At 47.1% G+C, this 12,831-nt stretch carries 7 protein-coding genes; 4 read left to right on the top strand and 3 right to left on the bottom strand.

The genetic code is table 11. From position 1 onward, the window contains the following. Positions 1-77: 77 nt before the first annotated feature. Positions 78-1,271: a diadenylate cyclase gene (locus tag Mal48_RS07540; RefSeq protein WP_145197613.1), complete on the bottom strand. Its 1,194-nt coding sequence runs from the start codon at positions 1,269-1,271 to the stop codon at positions 78-80. A 67-nt stretch (positions 1,272-1,338) separates the two neighbouring features. Then, a complete protein-coding gene (locus Mal48_RS07535; protein WP_145197611.1) occupies positions 1,339-3,057 on the bottom strand; it encodes an L-lactate permease in 1,719 nt (572 codons plus the stop codon). Positions 3,058-3,339: 282 nt separating this feature from the next. On the opposite strand from Mal48_RS07535, the gene Mal48_RS07530 reads away from it, so the two are divergent. The 4 genes from Mal48_RS07530 to Mal48_RS23885 all read left to right on the top strand — a co-directional run bounded on the left by Mal48_RS07530 (position 3,340) and on the right by Mal48_RS23885 (position 8,915). Continuing rightward, a complete protein-coding gene (locus Mal48_RS07530) occupies positions 3,340-5,091 on the top strand; it encodes an FG-GAP repeat domain-containing protein (protein WP_145197609.1) in 1,752 nt (583 codons plus the stop codon). Positions 5,092-5,147: 56 nt separating this feature from the next. After that, positions 5,148-8,003, top strand: coding sequence for a serine hydrolase (locus Mal48_RS07525; RefSeq protein ID WP_197442149.1), 2,856 nt, complete (start codon positions 5,148-5,150; stop codon positions 8,001-8,003). 230 nt (positions 8,004-8,233) lie between these two features. Beyond that, a complete protein-coding gene (locus Mal48_RS07520; protein WP_197442148.1) occupies positions 8,234-8,653 on the top strand; it encodes an IS3 family transposase in 420 nt (139 codons plus the stop codon). Positions 8,654-8,759: 106 nt separating this feature from the next. Continuing rightward, on the top strand, positions 8,760-8,915 hold the full coding sequence (locus Mal48_RS23885) for an IS3 family transposase (RefSeq protein ID WP_391601800.1): 156 nt from the start codon (positions 8,760-8,762) through the stop codon (positions 8,913-8,915). A gap of 193 nt (positions 8,916-9,108) precedes the next feature. Here the strand turns inward: Mal48_RS23885 and Mal48_RS07510 are convergent, their stop codons facing one another. Then, positions 9,109-12,831 carry a serine/threonine protein kinase gene (locus Mal48_RS07510; protein WP_145197604.1) on the bottom strand — a complete coding sequence of 1,241 codons (3,723 nt, stop codon included), beginning with the start codon at positions 12,829-12,831 and terminating at the stop codon, positions 9,109-9,111.

Raw genomic sequence — 12,831 nt, 5'->3', positions numbered from 1 at the left:
TACTCCAAACCTGCACTCGGATATGGTATTGTTCTTAATTTGCACTTTGCTTGATAGGTGTAGTTTAGAAATAGACCTCATGAAAACCGCATGGTAGCTTCAGACTGAGTACCGTCCCCGTGGCTGATGAAGTGGATAGACACATCCCCATCAGAACTGATCTTTGCTGGAACTCCTCCCCATTTTAATGCAGACAACGCAGCGGTTGTCCTAGCACCAACTTGACTTGGGACATTCGGGTGAGGCTCAATCAATGCTCCAACATGGGTAATTCTACCCTCATCGAAAACTATAGCGCCATCGATACTTGCCAGTTCAGCAAGAATCACTCTGCTCCGATGAATCTCTGTATTACTACAGGCTAAATTAAACTTTCCTTTCCATGGATTAAGAATATGATTATCCCCTAAATCATTCCCACTTACAATGTGATTGGAAACACTTCCTCGCTTGTCAAAAATGAGTAAACCACCATGTCTCCTGAAGCTAAGATCGAATAAAACCCCAAACAGGTTACACCCAACTCGGTAATCCCCCATAGCGCCAGAAATAGAGTTTTTAAAAGTCCTAACATCATAAATCTTCCACTCTCCTTTACGATTAGAAGCCAACAGACCGTCTATGTTCATGATGATTAAGTCTCGTGTCTTGGTCACGTGCAATGTATATGCAGATTTATTTTGATCGGATTGCAATCTTTTTAACAAACAATTGAATGGGTGCAAAAACTCTGGATGAAATGTGTAGTCTTGAGGTTCGAATACCTCCGAACATTTGATGTTTTCAAAAGAAATGGGACGTAGCTGTCCATCGCAGGAAATATAAGTAGTCCGAGATACCGCAAGTTGATCTAACAATTTATTCAGCGCTGGATCATTTATATCACCATCACCATTTTGATCAGGGAGTATTACAAGATTCACAGAAACCGGCAAATTTTCGCAAGTCCGATTTTTCAAGAAATGTGCATATGCTAAAACCTTATCCCAATCAATACTATTATTCTCTATTTCAAGCCATACTTTAACCAGAGACTCCTGAATACAATCTCCAATGCTCGGTGGTTGATTCTCCACAAAATCAGCGAAGTCATTGATTCTAATTTTCACCGTGTTCCAGAATTGGTTAAGAGCTGGAGTCAGTTCAATGTGACTATAGAACGTGAAAAAATCATCTCCAATTTTCAATTCGTGACGGACCGCACCAGCATCTGCCTCATACCATTGAGGGACCATTTCTACAATCCGCTTGAAGAGTTCTACGGCTTTCATTTCGCTCACTTTCCTGTATATTGTTATTGCATTCGGTGGAGTACAAAATTGAACTATCAGGTACTGTTTAAACGACAATCTGGTAACTCAAGACAGTCACGATCCACGTTCCAATCAGCCCAGCAGTCAAAACATAGTAACAAAAGGGAATAGCAGTTCGGCGAATGATCTCGCCTTCTCTCCCGGCCAACCCAACGACAGCAGACGCCGCAACGACATTGTGAACACAAATCATGTTCCCGGCTGCTCCTCCCACCGCTTGTAGCGCGATGATCCATCCGGGGTCATAGCCAACACGTTGACCGACGCCGAACTGAAACAGCGAAAACATCATATTCGAATTGGTATTCGAGCCAGCGACCGCAGCTCCCATTCCACCGATCAACGGAGCGAACATCGGCCATGTCCCACCGGCCACATTCGCAATTGCATTCGCCAGGACGAACGGCATCGTCTCATAGCCAGACGCCCCGCCATCGCTATTGAGAAAGACCTGCACCATCGGGACTGCAAAGAGGAGTGCCACGGATGCTAAAGAAATCGTCTTTACAGAATCAGCGAAAGCATTTTTGGCTTGTTGACCAGTCATGCGGAACAGTGGAATCGATATCAGCGAGACGAAAACAAAGACCGCACCCGGAATATAAAGCGGCTCAGCCTTCAGTGAAATGTGAGTCCCGAACAGATTTTCTTTAGAAAGCACCACTGATCTCACGAAGTCTTTGAGACCATTTCCCGACTCACCAGCAAAACCTGGCAACGATGGGACTCGTGTGAGTACCAGTAAAATTGCGACAAGAAAATATGGTGACCATGCTCGCATCAGTGACATTGTCCTGGTGGTATTGACCTTGAGAATCATTCGTCCTCTCCAGTCATCTGGCCAGTGACTCGGCTCGGGAAAACCCCAAATGGCATCACCTTTCGGAACAAGAAACCCACGCTGACCGGCGAAGACAACAATAGAAAGCCCGATCAATCCCCCCAACAGTGACGGGAACTCCGGACCGAGAAGACAGGCGACGATCACATACGGAACGATCATCGCGAGGGCTGCAAAGATAGCGAACGGCCAAACCGCGAGACCCTCTTTCCAGGATTTCTTCTCTCCAAAGAACCGAGTCAGCATGCAGACAACGAACAGGGGAATCAGTATTCCGACAGACGCATGAATGAGAGCAACTCGAAATCCGATCATTCGAAGACCGTCATCTAAAGTCGAAATGCCCATGCTTTCGAAGTAGGCCATCACTTCGCTGCTCCCTTCGAGGCTTCCTTTCACTCCGATCAGAATCGGTGTTCCGACGGCGCCGAATGAGACAGGTGTACTCTGAATAATCATACCGACCATCACGGCTGCCAACGGAGGAAATCCAAGCCCCACCATGAGAGGAACAGCGACCGCAGCGGGCGTTCCGAATCCGGCAGAGCCTTCGATAAAGCTTCCAAACAACCAGCCAATAATGATCGCCTGCACACGTCGATCGGGTGAAATATCAGTAAACGTCTGCCGAATTCGCTGGAGAGCGCCTCCCTCGCGCAGCACATTGAGCAACAGAATCGCTCCAAAGATAATGTAGAGCAACGTGACGGCGATCACCGCCCCTTTCACTGAGGCGGCTGCCACTTGTGCTAACGAAACATTCCAGACGAATAGAGCCAGCACCACTGCAGTCAGGTATGAAAGCGGCATCGCTCGACTGGCTGGCCAGCGAAGCCCAACCAGAAAAACACCTACGACGAGAATGGGCATGAGCGAAAGCAGAGCGAGCAACAGTTCAGGCATCGCAAACCAGATCTTGTAAGTTCATGGGACAACCACCGACGACAACTCTAATTCGTCACCCCACTGCATGTCACCCCATCGGCAGTTGCTACATGAGATGTTCTCCACGATATGTTCTTGACTGTTACGATTGAAATTCCATGCTCTTAACTGTCATAGTGGTCTCTCGGACTTGAACAGACATGGAACTTCTAGAGCCCGCAGAACCATTCCGCTGAGCAATTTCCTTCTTGTTCCAGAAACCGAGTTCGAGCTTTCGGATCAGTTCTAAAAAGGCAAATCATGCTCAGAATTCTAACGATCCTGCTGTTGGCGATGTTGCTTCAATCGAACTCCAGAGGAGACGATTTTTCATTACACACATTTGAGCGAAAACAACTTTCAGATAATTATTTCTCTGAAGGCGTTTCAGTTGGCGACCTCAACAATGACGGGCACGAAGATATCGTCTATGGGCCACTCTGGTTCGCCGGTCCCGATTTCGAAATGAGCTACGAAATTTACAAACCAGTCCCGCAGAACCGTGATCGATACGCCGACAACTTTTTCTCATGGACCTATGATTTCAACGGCGATGGCTGGAAAGACATCCTCACTGCCGGATTCCCGGGAACTCCGGCATACGTCTATGAGAATCCAGGCAAGCAGGGAGGCTCGGAGCATTGGACAAAACACGAAGTCTTTGATTGGGTCTCGAACGAATCCCCACAATTTACAAATCTGGTGGGAGACGAACGTCCTGAACTCGTTTGTACGCGCGACGGCTTTTTTGGGTACGCCTCTATTGACTGGGAGAAACCTTTCTCAAAATGGACCTTTCACCCCATTTCAGAACAAGTTACGGCAAAGCGATTCGGACATGGTCTCGGAGTAGGGGACATCAATGGCGATGGACGGGAAGACATCATTCACTCCAAAGGCTGGTATGAACAGCCTGAGTCGAAGGCCGATTCCTCGCGATGGCTCGCCCATTCGGTCTCCTTCACAACGGCCTATGGCGGAGCGGAAATGTATGCTTACGATATCGATGGCGATGGAGACAACGACGTCATTACCAGCGAAGCAGCCCACGAGTTTGGTCTTTCATGGTATGAACAAATTCAAGACGGTGAGGAGCGAACATTCAAACAACACCTCATCATGGGCGATCATCCTTCTCTGAATCGGTATGGAGTCCTCTTCAGCGAGTTACACTCTGTGAACCTGACTGATGTCGATGGCGACGGGCTCAAGGACATTGTCACAGGGAAAACGTACTATTCACACCATCAACAAAGTCCGCTTTGGGACGCCGGTGCAGTCGTTTACTGGTTTCGACTTGTCCGCACGGACGACGGTGTCGACTGGCTTCCGTATCAGGCTGATGGTGAAGCAGGGATCGGACGTCAACTGGTCACGGCCGACATTAACAAAGATGGTCAGCACGACATCATCACCGGAGGTATGGTCGGTGCACATGTCTTAACGCACAAAATTTCACGTGTGAATGAAACAGCCTGGAAGCAGGCACAGCCTCAGAAGTACAAAGGGAAACCACTTCCTAAAGTTGATGGAGCAGTCTCGCTTCGTGGGACAAAAGCAGTCATCGATCAAAAAACCGGAGCCGTTGAAAATGCCATCGAAGGCGAATCCTTAAAGCTCACCCCCTCTGCTGGAACGGTTCGGGTCCAGTCGATGAAGAACTTTAAAGCAGACCGCTGGAGCGGAGATGCTCAACTCTTCTGGATCGGTGGCAAACCGGGAGACGAACTACAAATTCCGCTCGACATTCCAAAAGGAAGCTTCGATTTGGAGCTCGTCCTCACATGTGCTCGCGATTACGGAGTCGTTCAACTCTCAATCGGAGACTTCCAGCTGGGTCCGCCGATTGATCTCTTCGAAACAAACGTCATCACGACCGGAGTCCTGAAATTTGATGATGTTAAAATCGACACCAACGCTTCGACTTTAACGATTCAGATTCTCGGAGCGAACCCCAAAGCCAAGAAGAGCTACATGCTTGGAATTGATTTCATAAAGATTACCCCAAAATAGTAAGACGCATTCAGCGACACTTGAACCTGCCAACTTCAGTCTCAATGGAAGACCTTGTGAACAAATTCTTCACCTTAGCCGGACTGCTCACTTTTGTGCTTGTTCATTCTAATTCCGGGAGGGTCGCAGCCGCTGAGCCTTACGATCTTGTCATCCTGAACGGACGAATCGTCGACGGAACCGGTGCGCCGTGGTATGTCGCCGATATTGGTATCGCAAACGGAAAAGTAAAAAAGATTGGTCAGCTGACCGCGAAGATGGGAAAGGAATCGATTGATGCCGCCGGGTTGATCGTCGCTCCCGGATTCATCGACATGATGGGGCAAACAGCCACACCATTCATGGAAGACCCCAAGTCCGCGTTGAACTTGCTCACACAAGGAATCACCACCATCAATGCCGGGGAGGGTTCCTCTGCAGCTCCGTTGAATGAATCCGACGGTTTGCGAGAAGGCTGGACGACAATGGCTGAGTATTTTGCACTTCTCGAAATGAAGGGAATGCCGGTCAACGTGGTCCAAACAGTTGGACACATGCAGGTTCGCAGACTTGTTCTCGGCGAAGTTGATCGAAGGCCGACACCTGATGAACTCAAGCAGATGCAGTCGCTGGTCCGAGAAGCGATGGAAGCGGGAGCAATTGGAGTTTCGACAGCCTTAATCTACCCGCCTGCTGTTTACGCAACGACTGAAGAAATCGGTGCTCTAGTGAAAGTCGCTGGTGAATATGGTGGTGGTTATTACACGCATATGAGAAACGAAGGGGACCAACTCCTCGAAGCGATTGACGAAGCTCTCGAAATCGGTGAAATGGGAAAGGCCCCGGTTCACATCTATCACCTCAAGGCAGCCGGGCAACAAAACTGGGGGAAAATGCAACTCGCTATCGCAAAGATAAAAGAAGCTCGCTCGAAAGGTCAGCAGGTGACCGCCGATATTTATCCGTATATCAACAACGGATTAGGAATCGCGGCGTTGATCCACCCGCGTCATTTCACCGAGGGCTACGACAAGCTTCGCCGTCAACTGGACGACCCGGAACTCCGGGCAGAAATCCGCAAAGAGATGGAATCAACCGATGGCTGGGAAAACTGGTTTCGGCATTCCGGTCACGATTGGAATCGCATCGTCATTGGTCAATCGTCCGATCCAGAATATGCTAAGTATCAAGGCAATAGCGTTGCTGAAATTGCAAAAATAAAAGGGGAAGACCCTTGGGAGACATTCTTCAACCTCGCAAAATCCGGAGCGTTCGCGTTGCCTCAAACAATGTCCGAGGCCAATAAAATCCTGGCAATGCAGCAGGAATTCGTTTCATTCTGCACCGACGTTGGACCAGCAAGCGGCAACCGTATCGCCTCTCATCCCAGAGCCTTCGGATCGTTTCCCAGAATGCTTTCACGATACGTGCGAGACTTGGGAGTGCTCTCTCTCGAAAGAGCCATCGCCCAAGCAACTGCCGTCGCAGCGAATGACGTGAGAATCTATGACCGCGGCCGAATCGCCGAAGGTCTGGCGGCTGATGTCATTCTCTTCGACTATGAAAAGCTGACAGACAAAGCAACTTTCGAACAACCGGATGCTCTCTCTGAGGGCATGCAGCACGTCATCGTCAATGGCCAACTTGTTTTGAAAGCCGGAAAAGCTACCGGCAATCGACCGGGGCGAGTTCTGCGTGGTCCGGGCTACGACGAAGCCAAAGCAGCGTACAATCTTTCCACGGGAAAAATTCAAACAGAAACAGCAAGTTACGATCAACATATTCGCGAGTTTATGAAGACGCACCATGTTCCGGGACTCGCAGTGGCAGTGACGAACAATGGTCAGCTCATGCACGCACGCGGATATGGCTATGCTGATATCGCTGCAAAAGAAAAAGTTCAGCCAACGAGTCTGTTCCGCATCGCCAGCCTCTCAAAGCCAATTACAGCTGTCGCCATCCTGCAACTCGTCGAACAGGGAAAGCTGAGTCTGGACGACAAGGTTTTCGAAGTGCTTGATCAATACGAAGAACACATCGAATCCGCCGAAGATAAATTCGATTCGCGTCAACGTGACATCACGATCCGGCACCTGCTGCAACACCGAGGCGGATGGGATCGAGGGAAGTCTTTCGACGCGATGTTCCAGTCAGTCCGGTTTGCAAAACAAGTCGGCGTCCCAGCCCCTGCGAGCTCTGAGGATGTCATCGTTGCGATGTTCAGTCAACAGCTCGATTTTGCCCCCGGTCAACGGTACTCCTATTCGAATTTTGGATACTGCCTGCTCGGCCGCGTTATCGAAAAAGTAACAGGGCAGGGGTATGAGGTGCATGTGAAGCAGCACGTGCTTGCTCCTCTAGGTATTACGACAATGCGAATCGGACGAACTCATCTCCAAGACCGAGCGGAAAACGAAGTTCGCTACTATTCCCCCGGTTCGAGTAAGTCAGTCTTCGCAGCGAATCTCGACCAAAAAGTTCCTTGGGCTTACGGCGGTTGGCATCTGGAAGCGATGGATGCTCACGGAGCATGGATTGCCTCAGCTGTCGACCTCGCCCGTTTTGCATCGGCTTTTGATGATCCCGACAACTGCAAAGTTCTTTCGCGAAAAAGCATCGAGACCATGTACTCGCGGCCACCAGGACTCGCAGGGCATGACGAAGATGGCAAGCCGAAAGAAACCTTCTACTCTCTGGGTTGGTCCAACAGAACTGTTGATGAAGAGAACACCAACCATTGGCATTCAGGCTCGCTCTCAGGGACTGCAACAATCATGATCAGACGGCATGATGGAAAAAACTTCATTGCCCTGATGAACACTCGAACAAGTCCCTCTTCAAGTCATCTCGGTAGAGAGATCGACAAACTCCTCCACCGTGCCGCCAATGAAATCTCAACTTGGCCCAAGCAGGACTTGTTTAAAGACTATTAGAACTGATCCTGAAACTACTGGAATGGTCACTTTCCTCAACGTTTGAGAGAGCAAATTCAAGTTTCAGGACCGGTTCAAAAAAAGCCACAGCCTTCTTCGCGAAGGAAAGCCAGTGAGTTTTCAGTTCATCAAAGAGAACGCAGAGTTCTTCGAGGTCGCAGCGGTGTGAATCATTCAATATCCCACGCAATGGTTATTACTCCTGGAAGAAGCGGCCTACGAGTGAAACAGTGCAGCGAGCGGAGTTGCTGACGGGAGAGATCGAAGAGATTCACCTCAAGAGAAAGGAGGCCTATAGTTCGCTCCGTGTGCATCAGGAGTTGCTTGATCCTGGTCACGCCTATTATGTGAATACCGTGGTAAAACTGATGCGAAAAACAGGTGTTCGTGCCAGGACAAAGAAGAAATTCATCGCGACGACCAACTCGAATGACGATCGTCCTGTGGCAGAGAATGTTTTGAATCGCGAGTTTAATTCCCCAACAAAACCGAACGAAGTTTGGCTGAGTGACATCACCTATAACTGGACTGACCAGGGTTGGATGTACCTGGCTGTTGCCCGGGATTTGTTCACGAAAAAATTGTTGACAGTCGTGTGGCGAATCGATGACTTCAAAACTGGTTCGCGATGCCATGTAGAACGCGATTGACCGAAAGCGACCGAAAGGAAATATTCTATGTCACTCAGATACCGGCAGTCAGTACGCCAGTGAGCGTTATCAGAATTTCCTCAAAGAGAATGGATTTACGTGCAGCATGAGTCGTCAAGAAGAGTCCTGGAACAACGCGCCTACGGAATCTATCTTTAGGATTTTGAAGAAAGAATTGATTCATCACAAGCAATATGAAACCAGAGTTGTAGCTCGTAAAAGTCTGATCAAATACATCGAAGCGTTCTACAACACGATCTAGAAACATTCCTCGATGGGCAACAAAAAGCACGTCCAATTTCAGCAAGTCACCTAACCCAACCCCCGCGCCCACAAATCATGATAAACTTCAATCCAGATTTGTTAGACATAACTGCGTTATACCTATGATGTAAAAGAGTCATGATGCCATGCCACGAAATATTTTTCAACGTAGTGTAGATCAACGATTTCTATTAGTATGACAAAGCAATTTTCGCTTCTTGAAGTAACCATAGATCGTAAATGTACTGAGCATATCTGGGATCATAAGCGCTGACATACGGATAATCATTCATCTTGCTTGATTGACGCATGATAACCCCCTGCAACTTCTCCAGACGTTCTTCTGTATGTTGATTTTTATACAATAAAATCGTACGAAGATCGGCGTTCAATTCACGAAATTCAGAGTCTGCTTCAAGTTGTTGATACCACTTCTCAAATTCTCCGATTCTGTATAGTAGAGGACCTGCGTATTTTTGTTTCCATCTAGGCGTCGCTTGCTGCTGGCAGCTATCTGCGATTTGGCGCCATAATTCCAATTGACCTTCAATACTTCTACTGCCATGCTTGGGGGCAAATGGAAACAAATAAAAGGATTGTGCATAAAAATTGAGTTCCGTCTCATTGAATCCAATATCGTGTGGTGAAAAGAAAAATAAGGAATCCCGAAACATTGTTGCATTCAGATATCTTTGTCTTTCAAAGTCTTTCATCAATCCTAATGCTATAAAATAGGGGGCCTTACTTCCGTCAAGACCATTGATGTCACCTTTGTGCAGATTAACTTTACGATGATCAAGTCCATTGCGAATATTAAAACTTATATCATTTCCTGGTAAGTTGATCAGCTCCTCGTAAATTTCCTTTGCACCGACAACGTTTTTCGATTGAATCGCTGTAGCCAATTCTTCTTCTTTTATCAGATATTGTTCCCAACCTGACCATTGAATCAGTAATTTTCCTGAATCTTGTAAACCACTCCCAACATGAAGTGCTTCATCAATCCAAGCCATCAGCTCAATGTAGTTTAGCCAATTTGAGTGGTGACGGTTCCCGACAAGCAATGAGTGTGAAACACGATGGGTTCTATCAACAACGAGATTTAATAATTCTTTCTTTTCTTTGGTTGGATCAATCCGGTAAAACGTCAATGCGAGCACGAGCGGAACATCATTCCAACGACGGCTATCTATCAACTCTGTCTGATGGTTCTTGTACAACCTGACAACTTCATCATACCTTCCTAGTCGATAATACAGTTTTGCCAGCCGTTCTCTTGATAATGATTTCTTGGCCTCCTCATTCAACAAGGATGACAACTTTAATTTCAATGAGTCATCAAGCGGTTTAAATAGCGACACATCAAGATTCAACAGGTTCGTTTGATCGTTCACATTACCAACGAGTGTCGTTTGGGCTAAAATCAGTTCAGCTCTATGTTTTTTGTAATCATCTATGCGTTCCAGGCGATACTCCAGGCACGTTTTGTAACTGTTGCTTTTTTTGTCCGCCGCATGGTACGTATTGTAAGCCAACTCCCATTGGCAACATCGTGCAAACAGGTTTGCAACGTCATTCTCTAATGACCTTACTGGTTTTCCAGTCGAGTTTAAGTATAAAGAGATTGCTTTTTGCAGATTCCCCAATCGGACCTGACTAGACATTTCGGCTATCAACAGCCTCTCTTGCCAGAGCTGACTATCCTCAATTCGATCAGCGTTTTTATAGATCTCTAGAATTCTCGCGAGAAACTCTTTCCGGTAATACATTCTTGAATGATTGAGTCCTGAGTATCCTTCATGCAGGTATGGACCTGCAAGCTCAAACTTTCCTTGGCCTGCCAAGGACCACCCCAACAATAGTTTTGCAAGTTTCACACTCGTTTGATCATTGTATTCCTGGCTTTCTTTAGCTCTTCTAAAGCCCTCTGTATCTTTGGTCTGCTGACTTGAAAAGCTCCAAACCTCGATGCTTTCCTTCAATAATTCCTCAGCCACTGGCTCAGCAGCTTGATATCTTTTTTCCATGCACAGTTGGTTGCAATATCGATTAAGGCATGTTAAAAATTCGCGTTTTGCTTGAATCGTTTTATAATCTATTTTACTCAGCTCACTTTCAAATATTGCAACACTTCGTTTTGCCTGCTGAACGGCCTGGAAATGTTTATCGAGTGACCGAAAGACTTCACTTAAGAACTGACGAAGTTCTGCTTCGTCCAATGGCTTACTCCTAAAATCCTGGGAAATCTTATGTTCAGCAGCCTCAATGGCTTCAATAAGTTTAATGCCTTCACCACGTGCATGCAGGTCTGAACCAAGTGGCTTAGCGGCGGCGAATACTTCTTTCTTAAGAAATTCTATTACAGCATATGCTCGATTCGCATTGTCCTGAGCTGCTCGTTCTGAACGCGCTCTCTCTCGATTAGAAGTTTCCAGTTTTTTGATCAACCGCTCTTGTTCAGAGAGCAACAATTCCTTCTGCGTCAGTAAGTGTTCCTGCTCATTCAATAATTTCGCTTTTTCATCAACCAAGAGTTCTTCATTGCCCAGCGATATGGTTAGTTCACTTGCCCTCGAATTGGCCTCAATGGCAAAATAACTTGAGACAACAACTCCAGAAACGAGGACGACAATCAGTGACAATGACATGATTGCCTGTGTTCGATTACGTTTGCACCACCTCCATAAATGCTCTATGCGAGAGATCGGACGCGAACGAATGGCCTCTCCGTTTAACCATCGTGTAACTTCTTTTGACAATGCTTTCGCAGATTGAAATCGTTTCTTTGGATCCTTTTCAAGACATTTCAGACAAATCGTTTCGAGATCTTTAGGAATCGAAGCATCATACTTTTGTGGGCTAGGAGCTTCTTCATGGACAACCTGATGGATCAGCATCCGTGTATTACCTCGAAATGGCTTCTCGCCTGTCAGAAGTTGGAATAGGATGACACCAAGTGAATACACATCACTTCGAGCATCGGCCTCATGCCCTTTCCCTTTTGCCTGTTCAGGGCTCATGTATGCTGGAGTACCTAGAATTTGCCCGTCCATTGTCATCGTGATTTCACCAGCATCTCGTTTGGCCAATCCGAAATCGGTCAGAAACGGTTCCCGCTCATGATTTAATAGAATATTACTCGGTTTAAGATCTCGGTGGACAACTCCCCGTTCATGCGCGTGCTGCAGAGCATCCGCCATTTTTTTGCAAAGTGTGACCGCTTGTCGCTGGTCGATTCTGGGGCCTGTCACGAGATCATTAACGGTGATACCGTCTATGAAATCACTGGCGATGTATACGGTTTCGTTAACTCTGCCAACTTCAAGTACTCGCACAATGTTGGGATGCTGCAATTGAGCGGCTGCACGTGCTTCCCGAAGAAATTTCTCAGTCTCTCCCTCTTCGGGATTTAACTGGTTTTTGCGAGGGATCTTCAGAGCAACTGTCGAATCGAATTTTATGTGCTTGGCTTTCCAGACAGCACCAAATGATCCAACTCCTATCTCTGCAATGAGCTTAAAGTGTGCAAAGGACTGTTCTGGTTGATACTGCTGAACATGAGTGCCAGTCCCTTCGAGTAAGGAAAAGCTGCTTCCGCATGAAGGGCATTCAATTTCCTGAAACTCATGATCCTCAATCAATTCAACTGCATTGCGGCAGTGCGGACAACTGATATTTAATCCCCGATGCCAGTTCAGGGCATAGTTAGGAGAAAGAGCTTCATCAAGTAGCTGACCGACTCCAGCTTCGAGTGGATCGTCAACCAGATCGTCATATTTTAGTAGCGACATGACATCATTAAACAGCTCAACTTCATCTGCACATTGGTTTCGTAACCATGCTTCCCTGTGTTCTAACGGAAGTTTTCGTGCTTCAAGAAACAGGCATTGAACTATTTTATTGTCATTGTTCAT

Source organism: Thalassoglobus polymorphus (assembly GCF_007744255.1).
GTDB classification, from domain to species: domain Bacteria; phylum Planctomycetota; class Planctomycetia; order Planctomycetales; family Planctomycetaceae; genus Thalassoglobus; species Thalassoglobus polymorphus.
The sequence above is the reverse complement of the archived record's forward strand: the minus strand, read 5'-3'. Positions and strand labels throughout refer to the sequence as shown.

What these genes read in the sequence shown, in the direction of transcription:
- Mal48_RS23885 (WP_391601800.1), top strand. Translation starts at nt 8,760, where the DNA reads ATGAGTCGTCAAGAAGAGTCCTGGAACAACGCGCCTACGGAATCTATC.
- Mal48_RS07540 (WP_145197613.1), bottom strand. Translation starts at nt 1,271, where the DNA reads ATGAAAGCCGTAGAACTCTTCAAGCGGATTGTAGAAATGGTCCCTCAA.
- Mal48_RS07510 (WP_145197604.1), bottom strand. Translation starts at nt 12,831, where the DNA reads ATGAACAATGACAATAAAATAGTTCAATGCCTGTTTCTTGAAGCACGA.
- Mal48_RS07535 (WP_145197611.1), bottom strand. Translation starts at nt 3,057, where the DNA reads ATGCCTGAACTGTTGCTCGCTCTGCTTTCGCTCATGCCCATTCTCGTC.
- Mal48_RS07530 (WP_145197609.1), top strand. Translation starts at nt 3,340, where the DNA reads ATGCTCAGAATTCTAACGATCCTGCTGTTGGCGATGTTGCTTCAATCG.